Source organism: Kitasatospora sp. NBC_01300, assembly GCF_041435235.1.
GTDB lineage: Bacteria > Actinomycetota > Actinomycetes > Streptomycetales > Streptomycetaceae > Kitasatospora.
The window spans coordinates 1113793-1134288 of the sequence record NZ_CP108409.1 but is presented as its reverse complement, the minus strand read 5'-3'; the positions used below and the strand labels follow the sequence as shown (position 1 = coordinate 1134288).

9 protein-coding genes and 2 pseudogenes are annotated in these 20496 nt (G+C 67.5%); 6 read left to right on the top strand and 5 right to left on the bottom strand.

Going from position 1 to position 20496, the window contains the following annotated elements:
• Window positions 1–144: 144 nt before the first annotated feature.
• The gene (locus tag OG556_RS38250; protein WP_331744842.1) at window positions 145–333 is read left to right on the top strand and encodes a hypothetical protein; all 189 of its coding nucleotides are present in this window, start codon (window positions 145–147) and stop codon (window positions 331–333) included.
• 245 nt (window positions 334–578) lie between these two features.
• On the opposite strand, the gene OG556_RS38245 is transcribed toward OG556_RS38250, so the two are convergent.
• Window positions 579–4613 carry a ricin-type beta-trefoil lectin domain protein gene (locus tag OG556_RS38245; RefSeq protein WP_331744840.1) on the bottom strand — a complete coding sequence of 1345 codons (4035 nt, stop codon included), beginning with the start codon at window positions 4611–4613 and terminating at the stop codon, window positions 579–581.
• Window positions 4614–4980: 367 nt separating this feature from the next.
• On the opposite strand from OG556_RS38245, the gene OG556_RS38240 reads away from it, so the two are divergent.
• The 3 genes from OG556_RS38240 to OG556_RS38230 all read left to right on the top strand — a co-directional run bounded on the left by OG556_RS38240 (window position 4981) and on the right by OG556_RS38230 (window position 14952).
• Complete coding sequence (locus OG556_RS38240; protein ID WP_371523126.1) at window positions 4981–13071, top strand: ricin-type beta-trefoil lectin domain protein; 8091 nt, start codon at window positions 4981–4983, stop codon at window positions 13069–13071.
• A gap of 592 nt (window positions 13072–13663) precedes the next feature.
• The gene (locus tag OG556_RS38235; RefSeq protein WP_371523125.1) at window positions 13664–13963 is read left to right on the top strand and encodes a hypothetical protein; all 300 of its coding nucleotides are present in this window, start codon (window positions 13664–13666) and stop codon (window positions 13961–13963) included.
• 65 nt (window positions 13964–14028) lie between these two features.
• The gene (locus OG556_RS38230) at window positions 14029–14952 is read left to right on the top strand and encodes a transposase family protein (protein WP_331744835.1); all 924 of its coding nucleotides are present in this window, start codon (window positions 14029–14031) and stop codon (window positions 14950–14952) included.
• A gap of 62 nt (window positions 14953–15014) precedes the next feature.
• Here the strand turns inward: OG556_RS38230 and OG556_RS38225 are convergent.
• From OG556_RS38225 to OG556_RS38215, 3 genes and pseudogenes are all read right to left on the bottom strand, one after another.
• Window positions 15015–15581: pseudogene (locus OG556_RS38225) on the bottom strand (transposase); the annotation flags it as partial.
• Between the two features lie 104 nt (window positions 15582–15685).
• Window positions 15686–17156 (bottom strand): annotated as a pseudogene (gene ltrA, locus OG556_RS38220) (group II intron reverse transcriptase/maturase).
• Window positions 17157–17657: 501 nt separating this feature from the next.
• Window positions 17658–18266, bottom strand: coding sequence for a winged helix-turn-helix domain-containing protein (locus tag OG556_RS38215; RefSeq protein ID WP_371523124.1), 609 nt, complete (start codon window positions 18264–18266; stop codon window positions 17658–17660).
• A gap of 403 nt (window positions 18267–18669) precedes the next feature.
• Between OG556_RS38215 and OG556_RS38210 the strand changes: the two genes are divergently transcribed.
• Together OG556_RS38210 and OG556_RS38205 are read left to right on the top strand one after the other, a co-directional pair.
• The gene (locus OG556_RS38210; protein ID WP_331744833.1) at window positions 18670–19050 is read left to right on the top strand and encodes a transposase; all 381 of its coding nucleotides are present in this window, start codon (window positions 18670–18672) and stop codon (window positions 19048–19050) included.
• A 71-nt stretch (window positions 19051–19121) separates the two neighbouring features.
• Window positions 19122–19622 (top strand): carboxymuconolactone decarboxylase family protein, encoded by a 501-nt coding sequence (locus OG556_RS38205; protein WP_331744831.1) that lies wholly within the window; start codon window positions 19122–19124, stop codon window positions 19620–19622.
• Here the strand turns inward: OG556_RS38205 and OG556_RS38200 are convergent.
• A complete protein-coding gene (locus OG556_RS38200) occupies window positions 19567–20481 on the bottom strand; it encodes an alpha/beta hydrolase (protein ID WP_331744830.1) in 915 nt (304 codons plus the stop codon). The genes OG556_RS38205 and OG556_RS38200 overlap by 56 nt on opposite strands.
• Between the last annotated feature and the right edge of the window lie 15 nt (window positions 20482–20496).

Sequence of the window (20496 nt, the reverse complement as noted above, 5' to 3'; positions counted from 1 at the left end):
GACCGGCGTTCGGGGTAGACGCGGGGGCAACCCGAGGAGGAGAGACATGCCCGCCGGTTCGAGCAAGAAGCAGCCGCCGGGCCCGCGAGGCCACCTCCCGAGGGCACCGAATCTGCCGACCGACCTGATGAGAAGGGCTACGCCATGAGCACGCACGACACGGGCACCACCCCCGCGGAGCACGACGCCTCGCGGGACGGCGACGACACCGTACGGGAGCGGTCCGCGGAGGAACGGAACATCGTGGCGCCTACCCCGAAGGACGTCCGCGCCAAGGCCGACGAGCCCGACGACGCGCCCACCCCACCCGCAGCCGACACCCAGGCCCCCTGACCGGTGACACGCCTGTCGTCCAGCGACGGCGTGCCCGGCAGACGCACCAGGTCGGGTGCCGGTGAACCGGGGCTGGGTTGGCGAAGGTTGTGTCGCGCGCCTGCGGCAGGCTATCGGGGAAACGGAAAGGAGCCTAGCGGGGCTCGGAGTCGCCCTGTTCCATTGTCAGGAGCACAGTTGGTGCGGCCGGGGCCTGCGGCACTGGGTGTGCCACAGGCCCCGGGTCGGCTGGTCAGGGGTGAGGGTCAGGCGGTGTTGGGGTAGATGGTCCAGCGCTGGTTGGCATGGCTGCCGATGCAGTCCCAGATGTCGAGGGCTGTGCTGTTGGCATCATTCCAGCCGGGGAGTTCGATGCATCGGTTGGCGGTGGGGTTGTAGAGGGTGCCGTCGGCGCGGAGGGTCCAGGCCTGGCCGGTGGCTCCGGTGCAGTCGAGGATGACGACGGCGGTGCCGTTGGCGGTTGCGTTGTCCTTCGTGGCGACGCAGCGTCCGCCGGTGCGCAGTGTGCCGTCGGCGGCGAAGGTGAGCTTCTGGTTGCCGCCGTTCCAGCAGTTGTAGATGAGCAAGGAGGTGCCGTTGCCAGCACCCCAGTTGTCGAAGCACCGGTTCGGGTTCTGGGCGGAGCTGATGTTGTAGCTGGCAGGTGTGGCGGAGGGGAGGGTGCGCGGGGTGCCGAAGCGGGGCAGCCCTGCGTCAGGTGCCGTGCCGAGATACTGGGTGAAGATGCCGTTGGCGTCAGTGGTGATCAGATCGGGGTTGCCGTCACCGTTGATGTCGCCGGGAGAGTCGATGGTCGGGTACGCAGCGGAGCTCGCGCCGAGTGGCAGCACAGCCTGGGCGGTGGGGCTGGTCCACTTCTGGCTGACGTCGTCGAGGCAGTCCCAGAGGATGAGGTGGTTGCCGGGGTCGTTCTTGCCTTCGGGGACGGCGAGGCAGCGGCCGGACTGCGGGTTCCGTAGGGTGCCGGAGTAAGGACCGTCGGCCCACTTCTGGGCGCCGGTGTTGTTGCAATCCCAGAGCTGGATACCGCTGCCGTTACCGGTGGCAGCGTCCTTGATGTCCAGGCACTTGCCGAGGACGTGGAGTGTGCTGTCGATGCCGCGGGTGAAGGCCTGGGCCCCTGTCGTGTTGCAGTCCCACAGTTGGGCTGTGGTCCCGTTGTCGGGGAGGCCACGGTCTACGTCGGCGCACATGTTGGCGCCGGTGGGGTTCTTGACTGCGGAGACCAGGGCCTGGTGAGCGGGGATGTGCAGGGACTTCGCGGCCGGGGCACCGTCGGTGAGGGGCAGGGGGAAGGTGTTGATCGCGCCGGTGATGCTGTCGCGTACCCACAGCGCCGGGGTGTTGCCGATGATCCCGGGGGACAAGAGGGTGAAGTTGCTCCAATTCTCGTTGTCGGCCCCGAGTTCGATCCCTTGGGCGAGGAGGCAGCCGCCGACTGTGGTGCCAGGATAGTAGCGAAGGTGGCCCGCCTCGATGGTGATCAGGTTGGGTCGGCCCGCGCTGGTGGGGGTCGCGCTGAGTGCAGTCAGTTGCGTGAGGTTGTTCCAGGTTCCGTCGACGCCTCTGGCGCAGTCGGTCCTGTTGCCGATCTGCGCGATCCCGGCGCGGTCGCTGAAGTGGCCTGGTGTTCCGGCGGGCACGCGGGTGGAGTCGTTGAAGTAGATGTAGAGCTGCTTGGAGCTCTTGTTGTAGGCGAGCAGGTCGTCGACACTGTTGGCGCTGACCGAGCCGCGGTGGGCGATCAGGTAGTTGTTCCAGCTGTCCTGTTCGGGGCTCTGCGCCTTGGTGGATGCGGTGCCGGGTTGGGCGGTGAAGTCGCTGTTGCCTGGAAGCAGGGTCAGCGAGCCGTCGGCGGCGGGGACAAGGTAGTCGGGGGTGCCGTCGAAGTTGACGTCGCCGGCGACGACTTTGGTGGCCGGGTTCCAGGGCGCGTAGAAGTCGTAGGTCGCGGCCTGCGATTGAGTGTTGCCGGCGTTGTCCGTGGCGCGCACGTGCAGGCGGTGGGTGCCCCACTGGTCGGGGTTGAGGTTGATCGGGATGTCCGCGTAGGCGTAGCCGTTGGCGTCCACCCCGGCGACGGGCTGGGCCTTGTAGCCGGTCGGCGGGATATTGTCGTCCAGGTTGTACTGGAACTCGCGCACGCCGCTGGACAGGCAACTGCCGCGGGTGCAGCCGGTCGGGACCGGGTCGGTGCTGGTGACACGGATGGTGGCGCCCTGGTCGCCGGCGTGGCCGGTGGGCTTGATGCCGCTGCCGATCGGCGGGAAGACGGTGGAGGGCGTGATGTAGGCGAGAGTGGGCGGGGTCAGGTCGACGTTGAAGTAGCAGTAGGCGGTGCCCGCGCTGCCAAGCAGTCCGTCGGTGGCCCACGCGTTCCAGCCGTACTGGTGGCCGTCGGAGATCGGGAAGCCGATGTTGGCGTCGCCCCAGCCCCGGCCGTTGATGCTCTGGCTGGCGGGCCAGGTGACGGTGGTGGGGTTGCCGTTGGCGTCCGCCGCCATGTTGTCCCAGACGTGGAAACCGATGACGATGTTGGTGCCCGGCATCGGCGTGGAGCCGTAGGCGTGCAGGGTGATGTCAGAGGCGCCGTTGCCTAGCGGCACGGTCCGCCCGATCCAGCCCGGCTGGCCACCGCCGCAGGCGTAGCCGTTCGGGTTGATCGGCTGGGGACTGGTGTACATGGAGTCGGGGGTATTCGGCGGGAGATCGTAGGTGGCGATGAGGTACGGGTTGGGGGCGAACCGCATGAAGTTGTCGTTGTTGGTCGAGTTGTTCTCGTCGCCGAACAGGCCTACCGTCCAAGCCTTGCTGCCGGCCTGGGCGACTGAGCGCAGTGCGTCCGTGACGTTGAAGGTGACCGTCTGCCAGCCGCATTTTCCGTAGGCGGACTTGGGCCACTGACCGTTGATGTCTTGGTAGACGGTCGGCTGGTGGTTCCAATCGGTGCCGCCGTCGATCGCCTCCCTCATCCACCTCAGGGCGACGGGGGCGGTGTGGCCGCAGTCCCAGCTGGCGCCGTAGGTCTCGGTGAAGTACATCTTCGCGTCGTCGATGTACATCTGTGGTGCCACGGCGCTGGTGTTGAACTCGTAGTACGAGCGTTCCATGCCATAGCAGTTGGTTCGGTAACGTTGGAATCCGACGCCCTGGCCGTTGTCCTGCGCGATGTCGTATTGGGGACTGGCCGGGCAGCCCTGCATCACCTGGGCGAAGTGGTTGGTGCCCATGGTCGGGGCCGGCTGGAAGGTCGGGTCGATGTAGAGCGGCCAGACGGTGTCCTTGCCACCGAGCAGGTCTGCGTCCGGGGTCAGCGTGAGGGCGCTGGGCGTGGCCTCGACCGCGATCGGCTTGATGTGCGCGCCGCGACCTGGTCCATCCGTCGAGGACTCGCTGTCGTCCGCGCCTGCTTGGGCACCTCCGGAGATCGGACCGGAGATGGAGGAGGCGAGAGGCGCTGCGGCGGCTTTGATGGTTGGGGTAGTCGGCGGCGCCGGGGTGTCTGACGCGGAGTCCCACATCAGCGGGGAAGGTGCGCGGAAGACGGGCTTTCCATCGGCGGCAGCGGCAGTGAGGTTGCCGTGCGCGTCTGCGGACACGGTGAGGTTCGTGGTTCCGATGCCGAGCTTGAGTGATTTCAGTGCGGGGTTGGCGGCGGCGCTCGCGTCCTTGACTGCCAGGACTTCGCGGACCGCGCCCTGCGTGGTGACGTCCACCCGCAGATCGACACCGGGCAGAACCTCCGCGTAAGTGGCGGCGCTGCCGGTCACGGTGGGCGCGGGCAGCTTTGCGGGAAAGGCCAATGCGAAGCTGTGACCGTCTTTGTCGGTGAGCGTGGCCAGCGGTCCGGTGCCGCCGGAGAGAGTAACCCCTGACGGCGTGGCAGTGGGCGAGTAGCCCCCATCCGGGTTGCGGGTCAACGTGGCGTCGACTGCGGTCCAGGTGCCGTTCTTCTTTACCCGGGCTGCCTGAAGGTGGGTGGTGGCGGTGAGCTTGCCATCGGGTCCGGCCACCGTGAGCGACGTCTCGCTGGTCAGCTCGTCTACGGTGACCGGCTTACCCGTCTTCTTGGCCTGAAGGCGGGCGGTTTGTACGGGGCCCGGGGCGGGTTCGGGAAGCTTGGACGCCTGGGCGGCCGACCCGGGCGGGACGGCGAAGGTGCGGTCGTCGGCGACTGCGGCGCCGGGTGCGGCCAGGACGAGCCCGACGGCGCACGCGGTTGCCAGATGCCTTATCAGGTAATGCCGCTGCGGCGGCGGAGTGGGAAGGAGTTCCCCCATGGCGTCATCACTTTCACGACACGGCTGACCCCGCGCGCAGGCTGTGGGATGCATCACACTCGCTGGTGCGCGGGGCGCCTTTGTCCAATTGTGGAGCGATTTCTAAGCAATCGTCAGCTGACTGATCATCAATTTGATTGCCAATCGCAGCCGAACGCTATTGCGTTGCCCAAGAGTCTGGCAATACGGTTCCCGCCGTCATGTTGGGCGAGCTGTGGTTGCCATCTGTAAGTGGTCCCAGGCCCATTGCGAATTCACGAACGTGGGGGTATGCGTGCAGCCCAGTTTGAGTTGGTTCGTCCACCGTGAACGGGGAGGGGGTCGCAGGCGACGGAACACGCTCACCGTTGCCGCGCTCACCGCCGTGATGGCACTGGTGGTCCCGCTCGCAGGTGAGAACGTCGGCTTAGGCCGTGCGTACGCCGCCGACCAGAGCAAGGAGAAAATCCCCCAGCTCCCACGAGTCAGCGGCCACGACGCCGACGGCAAGGGCGAGTCGAAGCCGCTGCCGCGCCCTGTCGGGGCACGGGAACTGACCGTCCACCACAGCGGGCCGGTCAACTGGCCCGCAGCCGCTACCGTATCCGTCGACCTCACGAAGGCCGGCTCCAGCCAGGGCACCCGCGCCGACAGGGTGCCCAGTACCGCGATGCGGGTCGGTGCGACCCCCGTTCTGCTCGCCGCAGCCTACGCCGAGCAGGTCGGTGCCAAGGCCAGGGCCGCAGCAGACGCTGAACCGGCCGCCCTGCCGGGCAGTGTCGAGGTCAAGGTCGCTGACCGGCCCCAGACCGAGAAGGCGAACGTCGACGGTCTTCTGGTCGCCCTCCAGCGCACGGACGGCGGCAAGGAAGCCGCAAGCCTGGACGTCTCACTCGACTACAGCGGGATCGCCGACGCCTTCGGCGGAGGCTGGGCCTCCCGGCTGCACCTGGTCGCGATGCCGGCTTGCGCGCTGACCACGCCCCAGCTGTCGGAGTGCCGCACCCGAAAGCCGCTGGAGTCGGTTGTCGACCCTGTGGCAAAGAGGGTCAGTGGCACCATCGCCCTGCCCGGTGACACCAGCACGGCCGCGAAGACCGCACCCGGCGAGGTACCCGCGACCAAGCTCGACTCCGCGCTCTCCCCGGATGCGGCCAGCGGCGGAATGGCGGTTGCGGCAGTCTCCGACACGGGAAGCTCCCAGGGGTCCTACACAGCGACCGACCTGTCCGCGTCCGGCGCGTGGTCGCAGAGCTCCTCCGGCGCATTCACCTACGGTTACCCGGTCACCACTCCGCCATCATTGGCCGGGGCCGGCCCGGAAGTGACGCTGTCGTACAACTCGCAGTCGGTGGACGGCGAGACCTCCGCCCGTAACTCGCAGGCTTCGTGGATCGGTGACGGCTGGTCCTACAGCCCCGGCTTCCTCGAACGCTCCTACAAGTCCTGCAAGAACGCCGGCATCAAGGATTCCGGTGACGAGTGCTGGGCTGGATGGAACGCCACGCTCGCCCTCGGCTCCCACAATGGCGAACTGATCCGGGACGCGGATGGCCTGTACCACCTTCAGAGTGATGACGGCACCCGCATCGAGCGGCTGACGGGCGCGGCGAACGGCCTGTGGCAGGGCGAGTACTTCAAGGTCACCACCACCGACGGCACCGCCTACTACTTCGGTCTCAACCACGCCCCCGGCACCACCGGGGATGGCGCGACCAACAGTGCCTGGGCCGTACCGGTGTACGACCCGAACAATGGTGACCCCTGCTACAACGCAACCAAGGGCAAGGACTCCCAGTGCGACCAGCAGCTCGGATGGCGCTGGAACCTGGACTTCGTGGTCGACCCCCACGGCAACCTCCAGCGCTACGACTGGGCCGCCGAGGCCAACCGGTACGCCATGGGCAGCGGCCAGGGCGCCGGTGGCACCGGCACCCTGGCCCCCTACTCTCGTGGCGGCCACCTCGCCCGCGTCTCCTACGGCTACCAGCTCGCTGACGCGCTCGCAGGCCGTGAGCCGTCCGCCCGGGTGAACTTTGACACCGCCGAGCGGTGCACGGTCTCCGATGCCGTTTGCAAGCCGGAGAACCTGTCGGCGGCCACGGCCTCGAACTGGCCGGATGTCCCGTTCGACCTGGCCTGCCAGGACGGCTGGACCACCAGCGGCACGGGATCCAACGTCTGCCGTCTCGCCTCGCCGACCTTCTGGTCCACCAAGCGCCTCAGTACCATCCGCACCGAGCTGCGCACGCAGAGCGGCTGGCAGAACGTCGACCGGTACGACCTCACGCACCTGTTCTCCGCTGCCGGGGGCACCTACGATCCGGTGACCGGAAAGACTCCGGACAAGCAGAACGTCGGCTCGTTGCAGTCGGTGATGTGGCTGTCCCAGATCCGGCACACCGCTCAGGACACCTCGGCCGGCGGCAGCGGCCAGATCACCCTGGACCCGGTCACCTTCGCCGGTACCGAGGTGGACAACCGCGTCGACAGCTCGGACGTGTCCTCGCTGCCGCTGTATCGGCCTCGCATCATCGGGATCAACACCGAGTCGGGCACCTCGATCGCCGTCACCTACCGCGACCCGGAGTGCTCCCGGACCAGGGGCAGCATGCCCGCCTCGGCCGACGGCAACACGATGGCCTGTTACCCGGTGTACTGGACCACCCCGGGCGGGGCTGCGCCGGTCGCCGACTGGTTCCACAAGACGCTGGTCGCCAAGGTCACCGTCTCGGACACCACCAAGGCGAACTCCCCGGCTCGGATGACCGCCTACACCTACGGTGGTGGCGCGGCATGGCACCGGGACGACTCCGACCTGACCGACGACCGGTACCGCACCTGGAACGACTTCCGCGGCTATCGCACCGTCACCACCACGGACGGCGCCAGTCCGGACCTGGTCAGCCAGACCACCGTCTCCTATCTGCAGGGCATGAACGATGACTACAAGACGGACCGCTCCCGCCGGGTCGTCAAGCTGAAGAACTCCCTCGGCGAGGAAACCGTCGACAGCCCCTGGCTGGCCGGCACGGCGCAGGAGTCCGTCACCTACACACAGGCTGGCGGCACCGCCATCGCCAAGCAGTTCACCGACACGCCTGTCAGCACCGTCATCACCAGCCGGGACAGGACGGCGTGGACTTCGAAGGACGGAGGGTTGCTGTCGGCGCTCCCAAGGCTTGAGGCCCGCCGGGTGCAGTCGATCGGCTCGCGTTCCAGCTCGCTTCTGTCCGATCAAGTGACGTGGCGCACCGCCCGCACCAGCACCACGTACGACAGCCTCGGACGACCCGTCAAGGTCGAGTCACAGCCGGATGTGACCACCACGGCCGACCAGAGCTGCACCACCACGAGCTATGCGACGCCCCCAGCGGCCAACCCGATGATGCTCGCCTATCCGAGCGGAGTCCTGACCCTCGCCGGCCCCTGCGGCACCAAGCCGTCTGCGTCCACAACGGTCAGCGACCGCAGGCTCATCTACGACGGCAGCACTGATCTGAACAACCCCGGCCCGCCGGGTGTTCTTGGGCAGAACGGTTCGACCGCCGGCTTCGTCACCGCCACCCAGTCCGTCAAGGCCTACGACGCTCAGGGCAACGCCGCCTACCAGACCCTGGCCGCACAGGAATTCGACGCCTACGGCCGCGCTGTCCGCAGCATCGACGGCGCGGGTGCGGTCAACCGCACTGCCTATACCCCGGCGACAGGCTTCCTTCCGACCGAAGTCACCACCACCAACCCTCTGGGCTGGACCGCGAAGAGCGTCGTATCCCCGGCCCGCGGCCTGGTGACCCGCGCCGTGGACGCCAACGGTCGCGTCACGGACTCAATCTACGACACACTCGGCCGCCGCACCGCCATCTGGCTCCCCGGCAACAGCAAGGACGCCGACAAGAAGGCGGACCGCACCTTCAGTTACGAGATGCACGGCGTCGACCCGGCCCCGTCCACACGTGCCAACCCCCCGAGCGTCACGACGAACACACAGCTGGAGAACGGCACCTACACCACATCGGCCACCATCTACGACGGCTTCCTGCAACCCCGTCAGACTCAGTCCACCCCGGCCAACGGAACCCAAGGCCGCCTCCTGGCCCACACGCGCTACGACAGCCACGGCCAGGTGACCAAGGCCACCGCGGCCTGGTACGACCCCCTCACCGCACCCGGCACCACGCTGTTCGAGGAGGCTGACAACACCGTCCCCTCCCAGACCCGCTACCTGTACGACGGCACCGGCCGGAAGGTCGCCAGCAAGCTCTACGCCAAGGGCACCGAGCTGTGGCAGACCACCACCACCTACCCGGGCGCCGACCGGACGGATTCCACCCCGCCCAGCGGCGGCACCCCGAGCACCGTCTACACCGACGCCCTCGGCCGGACCACCGCCTCCGTGCTCCACGGTGGCAGCACCGGCGACGCCACCACCCGCTACACCTTCGACCAGCGCGGCAAGCTCGCCACCATCTCGGACAACGTTGGCAACACTTGGACCTACGCATACGATCTCCAGGGCCGACGCACTTCCCAGACCGATCCCGATGCCGGCACCTCCACCGCCGCTTACGACGACCTCGGTCACGTCACCAGCACGACCGACGGCCGCGGCAAGCAACTCTCCCTCGCCTACGACCTGCTCGGCCGCGTCACCGGTCGCTACGAGGGCACCGACACCGGCGACCAGTCCAAACTGCTCGCCTCCACCGCCTACGACACCCTCGCCAAGGGCTACCCGACCTCCATCACCCGCTACGCCGGTGGCGCCACGGGCAGTACATACGTACAGAAGATCAACGGCTACACCACGCGCTACCAGCCCACCTCCACGACGACTTCCATCCCCGCAGCCGAAGGCAAGCTCGCCGGCGACTACACCCAGACCGCCCACTACACCGACAACATCGGTCTTCTCGGCGGATTCAGCTACAACGCGGATGGCGGCTTGCCCGCCGAGACGCTCGGCTACACTCTCGACCTCCAAGGCGAGGTCGTCCAGAGCGGCACCGAAACCGCTGCGCTCCTCGACATGGCCAACTACAACGCACTTGGCCAACTGCTGCTCTCCCAGTACGGCGACCGCGGCGGCCTGCTGCGCACGGCCCGGACGTACGACGACACCACCGGCCGGCTCACCACAAGCAGCGTCAAGCTCCAGCAGGCCGACGTCAACCCGATCTCGTTCACCAGCTACGGCTACGACCAGGTCGGAAACCGCACCAGCACCTCCGAGCTGCAGTCCTCCGGCGGCACGGACCAGGTGTCCGATACCCAGTGCTTCCGCTACGACGGTCTGAACCGGCTCGTGGAAGCGTGGAGCGATACCGCGAGCGTCTCCTCTCCAAGCGCCGGGCAGGTCTCGCACTGCAACAACAGCAGCGTCGGGCTCAACTCGCTGGGCGGTCCGGCACCGTACTGGCAGAGCTTTCAGTACAACATGCTCGGCGACCGCACCCAGCAGGTCCGCCGCGATGTCACCGGCGACACCGCCCGCGACGTCACCCAGACCAGCGTCTACCCGGGCGACGGCCGTACCCCGGCTGCCAAGCCGAACACCGTCACCACGGTCACCACCAGCACTGGCACCCCCACCAGCAGCCTGACCTCGGCGATGGCGGGAACCGGAGGCGAACGGCTCTGCCTGGACGTCACCAGCGCGCGCACCGCCGACGGCACCCTCGTCGAGACGTGGACCTGCAACAGCACGGGCGCTCAGAAATGGACCCGCCCCGGTGACGGAACCCTGCGGGCACTCGGAAAGTGCGCCCGCCCGGCCGGCGGCAGCGCCGGAGCGGGCACTGGTATCGAGCTGGCCACGTGCGACGGCAGCGACAGCCAGAAGTGGCAGGACGGCGCCAACGGAGCCCTCGTCCACGCCGCCTCCACCCTGTGCCTGGACCTCCCCGGCTGGAACCAGAACCCCGGTACCCCGGTCGGCCTGTGGTATTGCACCGGCAGCGCCAACCAGCAGTGGCCCGCCACGGCCAATGCTCCTACCGGTCCCAGTTACACGAGCACCCTGACCCCGCAGTACGACACGGAAGGCAGCACCACCTCCCGGACCACGACCAGTACCACCACCTTGCCCTCCGCTGTTCCGACCGGCACCACGCCGCTCTGCCTTGACGCCGCAGGCGCCCACAATGCCAACGGCACCTCCGTCCAGACCTGGACCTGCAATGGCACCGAAGCGCAGAACTGGACTATCGGCACCGACGGCACCCTGCGCGTCCTCGGTACCTGCGCCCGCCCGGCCGGAGGTAATGCCGGCTCCAGCGCACAGATCGAGCTGTGGACCTGCGACGCCAACGACGCCAGCCAGCAGTGGCGCACTCGCACCGACGGCGCCCTGGTCAACAGGGCATTCGGCCTGTGCCTCGACATCCCCGGAACCAGCAGCACCGCAGGCACCCGTGTCGCTCTATGGACCTGCAACCAGGGCTCCAACCAAAAATGGGGACCCGGCGGCACCCAGCCCACCGCTGGTACCACCCAGGCCTTCACCTACAACACCGAAGGCCGCACCGAAACCGTCACCACGCCCAACGGTGACAGCACCAGCATCTCCCGGTACCTGTACGACGCCAGCGGCAACCTGCTCATCCAGCGTGGCCCCGACGGCACCGTCCTCTACCTGTTCGGCGGCGCCGAACAACTCACCCTCTCAGCCGACGGCGCCGCCGTCACCGGCAAGCGCTACTACCGCCAGCCCGACGGAACCAGCATCGTCCGTTCCAGCACCGGAGGCCTCACCTACGAGCTGACCAACCCCCAGAACACCTCGACCCTCCAGATCGACGCAGCCAGTAAAGCCATCACCCGGCGAGCCTTCGACCCCTACGGAAACCCCCGCGGAACCGTCCCCGCATCGTGGGCGGACAATCACGGCTACCTCGGCAAACCCGTGGACACGAACAGCGGTCTCAACCTGCTCGGCGCCCGCAACTATGACCCCACGCTCGGCCGCTTCCTCACGGCGGACCCGCTCCTGGAACCTGGCAATCCCAGCCAGATGGGCGGATACACCTACGCCAACGACAATCCGATCACCCTCAGCGACCCCAGCGGCCTGTGGCCAGGGTGGCTCAAGGCCACGGGAAAGTTTGTTGCAGGCGCAGTGGACAGCGCGGCCGGCTGGCTCGCGAAGTACAGCCCGTACACGGCGGGAAACAACATCCTGGCCGGGATCAACGGAGAGGTCGCCAAGCAAACCGGTGGCTATTCGGTGTTCCCGGGGATCACTCCCATTCAGCCCTCCGAGCACCCGGTGGCGGATGCCTTCGGCATTCCCCACGACGACAAGGCGTACGTCGCTGGCGAGGTGACCGAGACCGTCGTTGAAATCGCGGCTGACGGCTACGGGCTCGTCAAGTTGGGCGTGAAGGGATTGAGGTATGCGCTAGAGGCCGTTGAGGAAGTCGGAGGCATCAGGAACGCATTCGCGAAGCTCGGGTCCAAGAGCACTCCCAAGAGCTCGCCCTCAAGCCCGGTTCCCGCACCGGAAGAACCCAACCGTCTCAAGACCAGGCCGTCCGACCCTAAAGCGCCAGTCACCCCAAAGCCCAGCCCGACCTCGCCAGAACAGCCCGTCGGGAAATCGTGCAGCTTCACACCTGAAACTCAGGTTCTCATGGCCGACGGTTCGGCCAAACCGATCGGCGACATCAAGGCTGGCGACGCCGTCGAATCCGCAGACCAAGGTACGGCCACAGACCAGGGCGGACGCACCGTCAGCGCCCAACTGGTGCATGACGACGAGGACCTGATCGACCTCGACGTCACGACCGATGGTGCCGCAAGCACGATCAAGACGACCGCCAACCATCCGTTCTGGGACGACACCGATCACGCCTGGGTGCCAGCCGGCAAGCTGACCCCCGGCCACGCACTCAAGGCCGACACCGGCGAACGCGTCGTCGTCACCACCGTCCGCGCCATCGAAGGCCGCGCACGGATGTACAACCTGACCGTCTCGCAGCTGCACACGTACTATGTGCTCGCAGGCTCGACGCCGATCTTGGTCCACAATTCTTGTGGGCCGGGTGGATCTGATGATGCCGCCCTTTCGCAGCAAGCTGCTCAGGGTCTTCAGGATTTGCGTTTTAATGCCACCAACGATCATTGGCAGGCTGGCGATCGAGGCACTACTGCCGTCGTCGGAGTCCGTAATGCCAGCACCGGTGATTTGAGCATCCGAACCGGAATTAACGGTGGCGCAACGGAGGCGCCGGACAGTTGGCCGCAATGGGCCAGAGATGCATTCGTGTCCGGCGCTGGTCACGCCGAAGAGGGGATTGTCAACGGGCTTGGGATGAACGAATTCGTTGAATTCGGTGGAACATCGCGAAATATTTGCTGGGATACATGTTATCCACTTCTGAATCAGCGTGGTGTAATGGTGGGTGGTCCAGAGTTCCCCGGTAATGCTGACAAGTCGCCCTGGCGCATGTTCTGGGCGGACCCTGCGGATCCTAGCTAGTAGGATGGCTGGCGGCAGTCAGCGAACATGCCCTGACCAGCGAGATTGGATCTATCGCACATGCCTAGCAGTGACTTCCGCGTCGGCGAGGTGTTGACTCTGACGTGTCCGCCGCAGGATGGACGCGTTGTAAAGGCAGATGATCGGTACGTCTTTGTCGAATGGCCCTGGCGCGAGGCCGATCCGGACTCGCAGTTCCGATGGAATGGCCAAGTGGCGTTCCCTCGACGTTCCGAGAGCTATGAATGGGTCAATACGCCATGGCGGCTTGAGCCAGAGCCCAGCGAGCTTGAATCCGGCGATTCGTGCATGGTGGGGATCCCCCCAACGGGCGTGCGTGTGCGTGCTGTGAGGGAGTATGGGCCGGCGAAGGATGTTGGCTGGCTTCCCAGGCCAACTCTCGGGATCTCGGTGGTTCCGATCGGAGATAGCGAAGATGACGATGAAGCTGGATACATCGTCTATGTCGATGGTGCAGAGCCGGTCTCGCTGAAGCGCGACAATGGGAATCGTGGTTAATCGAAACCTGAAAGCAGCGGGCCCCACCGGATGTATAGCCGGTGGGGCCCGCTGTGGCGTCTGACGGCAGTAGTTGACGGCAACGTCGGCGGACGAGTGCTGCACGCGGCGCCGGGTCATCGCCGTCATCAGGCCGACTGGTCGTCTCTGCGGGATCGCGGAGGGCGCGGCCGAGGAGGTCGATGGCGTCGGGCTGGAGGCGGAGACGGACGTGGGCGTAGATGGTGGCGGTGACATCGATGTGGGTGGGGCTGAGGATTTCGTTGATGACGAGGAGTTCGACGCCCTGATCCAGGAGGAGGACCGCGGTCGAGTGATGGAGGTCGTGGAATCGGATCTGACGGAGTCCCGCTCGGCGGAGGAGCGCCTTTAACGACCTGGTGCGTGATAGCGGCGGCGATGTGACCAGCAGTGTTGTGACCGGCATGATCTGACGCTGTGGCAATCAAGGTGAATCGTGCCGTCCTCGGCCATCAGGTGCTGACTGGAATCTCGCGCCGGCATCTGGCGAGGCTCATCGCCGAGCTCGCGTCTCCCTGGCAGGCCGAGGTCGAGGGACGGAGATATGTCGTCCGTGGTGGAGCGCGTCAACGGGCCGCCGGTGCGGGTGCCCGGCACCGGCTCGTGTTCGTCGACCGGGTGGCCGCCACGCTCATCCACCTGCGCCACGACCTGCCGCACTCGGTCCTGGCCCTGCTGTTCGGCGTCGACCGCTCCACGGTCAGCCGGGCTGTCGGCGAGGTCAGGGGCCTGCTCGCCGCCCGAGGCTTCGGGGTGCCCGATCGGCCTGGGATCCGCCTGCGGACCCTCTCGGACGTCTTCGCCTACGCGCAGGCCGAGGGAGTCGCGCTGCGACTGGACGCTACCGAGGTCCAGGTCCGCCGCCCTACCCCGCACCGCGGTGGGCGCAGGGCCTTCGTTTCCGGCAAGAAGAAGCAGAACACGATGAAGGCCACCGTCGTGGCCGATGAGAAGGGCCGCACCCTGTGGGCCGGGAACCTCCGCCCGGGACGCATGCATGACGCCACCGCGATACGGGGTGAAGGCATCGACGACCTCTTCCGCCAGTTCCCGAAGGTCCAAGTACTTCTCGACGACGGCTACTTGGGTCTCCGCAGAGACCACCCCGGCAAGGCGGTCACACCACCCAGGAAGCCGAACAAGATCGCCGCACCGGAAGTGCACGAGGCTCGGGAGTTGGCCCGTCATGAGCACTCGTCCCAGCGCATTCCCGTCGAGCACGCCCTCGCCGACCACAAGCGCTGGAAAGGACTGGCCCGCTGGACCCACCGTCGCGACACCCTCCCGGCGACCTACCTCGCTGTCGCCGGCCTCGTCTCCGACCGCACAGCCGCCGTCTGACCCACGGCCGTCGCTCAGGCCGTCACATCGCCGCCGCTATCACGCACCAGGTCGTGAGGTTTTCAGGGTGGAGTCGGTGGAGTGAGTGACAGGCCGGTGCCGGTCAGGCATCCCTCGATGAGGGTCGACTGGAGCTGGATGTGTCGCAGGCCTCGGCGAAGGGTGCGGGTGAGGTGGTCGGCGTCGGTGAAGGCGGCATTCGCCATGGGGCCGCGCCGTAGGAGTGACCAGAGGCCTTCGACCGGATTGAGGTCCGGTGCGTACGACGGCAGCTGGAAGACGGTCAACCAGTCGTGCTCGGCCGCGTACCGTTTCATGCCGGCGGCCAGGTGTGTGTTCAGGTTGTCCCAGATCAGGACGACAGGGCCGCCGAGCTGGATGTGCGCGCGGACGGCGAGGTCGCGGTAGTCGGTCCAGGCGAAGCTCTTGCGGGCTCCCTTGAACGGCATGTGGAAGCGGGACCGGTAGATCATCCGGCTCTTCTCCCCGGGTTTGTAGCAGCAGAGTGCGGCCACTGAGATCCGACGGCGGGAGCGTCCTCGGACACGGACGATGGGCGTGTGCCCGCGTCGGCCCCAGGTATGGGCGCGCGGCGGCGTCATCGCGAACCCGGCCTCGTCGCTGAGTAGGCCCGGGGCGCGGTGCCGGGATTGCTCCCGGTCCGTTTCCCCGGACCTCTCGCCGAACCCGCCGTGCGCCTCTCGACGCAACGGGCTCTCCACGGTCTCTGCCGTCAGGTGGTTGCAGTGGCCCAGGGGTTGGGAATCGTGTTGCCGCGGTAGCGATACCGGGTGACCGGGATCGCGCTGATCTTCCGCAACTCGATCTCGCCCGCGCTGATCGGCAGCCACCGCCCGGTGGCGGTGGTGAGCCGTCTGCGGACGTCCGACCAGTTCCAGTGATGCCGCTCTTGCAGCAGCCGGATGACCCGCCACCAGACGAGGTTGTCCAGGTTGCTGAAGGTGCGCTTTGCGACGGCATGCCTGAAGTAGTTGGCCCATCCGTGGGTGACCCTGTTCAGATTGATCAGCACCACGGCCAGGTCCTGTTGCGACGTTCTGTGGGTGAGGGTACGGATCTTCGCCTTCACCGACCGGAGAGGCCGGTCGGCGATGAAGGTGTAGACGTACCACTTGTCCGTTCCGCGCTTGCGGCGCCACTGGATGCGGAACCCCAGGAAGTCGAACCCCTCGCTCAGGTGTACCAGTTGGGTTTTGGCTTCGGAGAGCCGCAGCCCCATCGGCGCGAGTACCTGAGCGATCTCCTCGTGCAGTGCCTCGGTGTCCTGCCTGGTTCCCTTGACCAGGACGACGAAGTCGTCCGCGTAGCGGACGAGCCGCCACGAGGGCAGGCCCTTGGAACTCCGCCGCTCGCGCCGAGGGCTGGTGGACAGCTCTCCGTCCGGTTCCCATGCCCGGTGCAGGTGCCCATCGAGCGCCGACAGGGCGATGTTCGCCAGGAGAGGGGGAGATGATGCCCCCTTGCGGCGTGCCGGTGAAGGTCTCCTGCTGTTCCCCGAGCTCCGTGAGGAGGCCGGACTTCAGGAACGCCTTCACCAGTGCCAGCACCCGCTTGTCCTTGACCCGGTTCCGAACACGGTCCATCAGCGCGACGTGGTCGATCTCGTCGAAGCACGCCGCGATGTCCACGTCCAGCACCCACCGGTAGCCGTGGGTGCCATAGAAGTGGATCTCGGCAATCGCGTCCTGGGCCCGCCGCTTGGGCCGGAAGCCGTATGAGACCGGCTTGAAGTCGGCCTCGAAGATCGGCTTCAGCACCAGCTTCAGCGAGGCCTGGACGACCTGGTCGGCGATCACGGGAATCCCCAGTCGCCGGACTTTCTCCGATCCGCCCGGTTTGGGGATCTTGCGCTCCCGCACCGGTAGCGGCCGGAACGCCCCCTGCTTGAGCTGGGCCCGTAGGTCGTCCAGGAATCCGGGGACCCCGAATTGCTCCTCGACGTCAGTGGCCGTCAGGCCGTCCACGCCGGGTGTGCGGGCTCCCCGGTTGCCGGCGACCCGGTCGAACGCCGCGATCAGCGTCGCCGGGTCGTGCATGAGGTTGAACAGATCATCGAACCGGCGGCCGGGATCGGCCGCCGCCCAACGGTGAAGCTTGGCCTGCATCTCCGATACCCGCTGGCGTGGACCCACCGGGTCTTCCTCCAGCAGAGCGCCGCTGTTCAGCAGTGCATCTTTCGGCATTGCAGTCTCCTTCCCTCCTCGAAACCGCTGCCGCCCTTCCCCATGTGCGCGGGCTCTCCCCGGCTCGGAATACTACGGCGGCTCCGCCCCACCCGGACCGTTCGGCGGTCGATGCGCCTGTCCCCCACCAGGCACTGGCCGTGCACGACCGGGGAGCTGAGAACGGGTGGTTCCCGTGTTCACTGCGATTCGTTCGTTGGAGTAGGAGCCCGACTGTGTCCCTGCGGCATCGCCACGAGTACGCCGTAGACCTTCCTCGTGGCCTCCCGGACGGCTTCGAAATACCGATCAAGGAGTTCCCCGCCGCCACCAGACGACGAGTGCGCACCGCCTCCGGCCCAGATCCGCCAGGTTCGAGCCGGTGTAGTCGTTAAGAGACGTAAAGACGCCGGTTCCTCGCCTACTCCTCTCCATCCCGCTCGCCGGACCCGCACCATCTGGCAGTACTGGCACGTCCCGGCTTTGTCAGGGCCGCTCCCGCCCTTCCCGGCATCACCCGGATCAGGCTGCCCTCAGCTCCACGTCCCTGCTACGACAGGTCAGCGGTGAAGGTCTCTCACCTCCACACGAATCACAGCGCCTCACGGCGCAACTCGAAGACGAGCCAGGCCCCGGGCGCCGTCGCGGTGCTTTTACCCGCGGCCACACCTCCTGCTTCCACAGCTCCACCGCGCGCTCGTCCCGCTCCAGCGCCCTGCGGGCCGGGGCCTGCCAGGACCAGCCGTGTCGCTTCAACAGCCACCACACGGTCGCGATCGACAGTCGCGTCCGGAACCGGCGGCCGATCACTGCTTGGACCCGGGCCAGGGTCCACCGCTGGTCCTCGAACCCGTGAGCGGCGGGTCCTTTGCCCAACTCCTCCTCCAGTTCGACGAACTGGGCCGCAGACAGCTTCGGCATATTCGCAGGGCCCGACGAGCGCAGGGCCTCATTTCCCCCTTCACGCCAAGACCGTCGCCAGCGTTCCACCGACCGTTCGCCGACCCGCAGGTCACGAGCGATCGCCGAGGTCTTCTCACCGGCCTCGAACCGGGCAGCGGCCTCGAGCCGCACCTGTTCACGAAACGCCCGCCGCTCAGCGGTCAGGCCCCCACCCTGCGCGTACCGCATACCACCGGCATACCGCAGGGATCACTACCTGTCACTACCGACAACCACACGAAAACCTCAGTAGTAAGTGCCGGGTGAAGGTAACGGGTTCGATCGGGTGGTCGTCGGGCGGGTGAATACGTGACCGCTTTCCTTCCAGTTCTCGCCAGCCTTTCTCCCGTTCTCGGGCCTGCTGGTCGAGGTGGTCGCGCAATGAGCGCAGACAGGCAGCGGGCAGGGCGATACGGTGTTCGGAGCTGAGGGTCTTGGTGGGGAGGGTGGTCAGGCCGTCGGGTTGGCGCGCTGGAGGGAGCGGCGGATGGTGGCGGTGCCGGCTTCGAGGTCTAGGCAGTTTCGTTTGGATCATCTGGTCGTTGGTCTGGTTGTGCCGTTGACTGACACACAGGGGGCATGAATTGAGCCGTTGTTGCCGGACCGAACGCCGAAGCGCGGTGGCCGGTGGTGCGACCACCGTGAGGTGATCGACGCGATTGTCTTCAAGCTCCAGACTGGGTCGCAGTGGGTGTACCTGCCGGAGAGGTGCGGCAACTGGCGGGATGTCTACAACCTGCTGCGGATGTGGGCCGTCGACGGGACCTGGGAACGGGTGTTCGTTGCGCTGATGGCCCGGGCCGATGTCGATGAGGACCTGGACTGGGTGGTCTTGGCGGACTCCCCGATCGTGCGTGCGCACCAGCACGCGGGCGGGGCCCGCAGAGGGGCCTCGGCCGGAGGGCTGGGCTCGTGTTGTGGCCTTCCGGGTTGCCGCTTTCGCTCCCCAAAGTGGTTTCAGTTTCAACTATGATGGTGTGGTGGCACGCCGGCCACGAGCGATTCGTTGATCTGTCGATCTGCTGATCCGCCAGAGGAGTTCCCGTGAGTGATGTGACCACCGATGTGACCGCTGCCCCGGTGCGGCGGCGGGTGTTCGTCGACAAGCAGAGCCCTCAGGCCTACCGGGCGCTGCGGGCGACCGCCGAGGCGGCCGGGGCGGGGGCGGCGGAGGCCGGGCTGGACCGCAGGCTGGTGGAGCTGGTCAATCTGCGGGTGTCCCAGATCAACGGGTGTGCCTACTGCCTCAACGTGCACACCAGGGCCGCTCTGCAGGCCGGTGACACCGCGCAGCGCCTGGGCACGCTGCCCGCGTGGCGCGACACCGAGCTGTTCACGCCGCAGGAGCGGGCCGCGCTCGCCCTGGCCGAGGTGACCACCGATCTGTCGGACGCCGGTGCGCAGGAAGCCGCCTACGGCGCCGCCCGCGAGGTCCTGACCGATGACCAGATCTCGGCGGTCATCTGGGTGGCGATCGCCATCAACGCCTTCAACCGGGTGTCGATCCTGAGCAAGCACCCGGTGCGCGCGATTCCGGCACAGTGACGGCGCCGCGCCGGATCGCCTCGGTGATCAGGGCGCGGATCGCCGTGGCCACGGGGGCCGGCCGTTCCTGCATGGCGACGTGGCCGACGCCGGGGAGGGTGAGGAGGCGGGCGTCGCGGAAGGCCGCGTAGGCCCGGGGCGCCGTGCGGAAGGGGACGAGGGAGTCGTCCCGCCCGTAGACGAGCAGGGTGGGGGCGGTGACGCGGCGCGCCAGGTGCCAGGCGGAGGCCTCGCCCCGGCGCAGGAACGCGTGGACCACCGAGCGCACACCTTCGGCCAGCATGTCCTGCGCGTACGGCAGTTCGGCGCGGCGTCGGCGCTCGTGCGCCTCCACCGACCGCTGTTCGGTGCCGACGAGGGCGGGGTTCGCGTAGATCAGGCGGTAGAGGTCGTCCAGTTGGCGGTCGGGGCTCTGGGCGGCCAGGAGGCGGGAGTGCAGGCGCGGCGCGCCCGGCAGGCCGAGCAGGGCCACCCGTAGGGCCGAGGCGGGCGGGAACGTCGGCAGCACCGGTGAGATGAGGGTCAAGGAGCCGACCAGGTCGGGCCGTTGGGCGGCGAGGCGCAGTGCGATCAGGCCGCCGAGGGAGTTGCCGACCAGGTGCACGCGGTGGTGTCCGGTCCGGTCGAGGTGGTGGGCGACGGCCGCGGCCTGGCGTTCGACGGTGACGTCGCCGTCGGGCGGGGGTGCCGACCGTCCGAAGCCCGGGAGGTCGAGGGCCAGGCAGTGCGCCGAGGTCCGCAGCAGGTCGATCAGGTGGGCCCAGTTGTGGGTCCAGCCGCCCAGTCCGTGCAGGAAGACGGCGGTGCCGGCGGCCGGAGCGGGGCTGCGGACGTACTCGGCGGCGAGGGGGTGGTGCATGGTGGTCCGTGGTCC

What these genes read in the sequence shown, in the direction of transcription:
- OG556_RS38200 (WP_331744830.1), bottom strand. Translation starts at nt 20,481, where the DNA reads ATGCACCACCCCCTCGCCGCCGAGTACGTCCGCAGCCCCGCTCCGGCC.
- OG556_RS38215 (WP_371523124.1), bottom strand. Translation starts at nt 18,266, where the DNA reads ATGCGGTACGCGCAGGGTGGGGGCCTGACCGCTGAGCGGCGGGCGTTT.
- OG556_RS38240 (WP_371523126.1), top strand. Translation starts at nt 4,981, where the DNA reads ATGGCACTGGTGGTCCCGCTCGCAGGTGAGAACGTCGGCTTAGGCCGT.
- OG556_RS38245 (WP_331744840.1), bottom strand. Translation starts at nt 4,613, where the DNA reads ATGGGGGAACTCCTTCCCACTCCGCCGCCGCAGCGGCATTACCTGATA.
- OG556_RS38250 (WP_331744842.1), top strand. Translation starts at nt 145, where the DNA reads ATGAGCACGCACGACACGGGCACCACCCCCGCGGAGCACGACGCCTCG.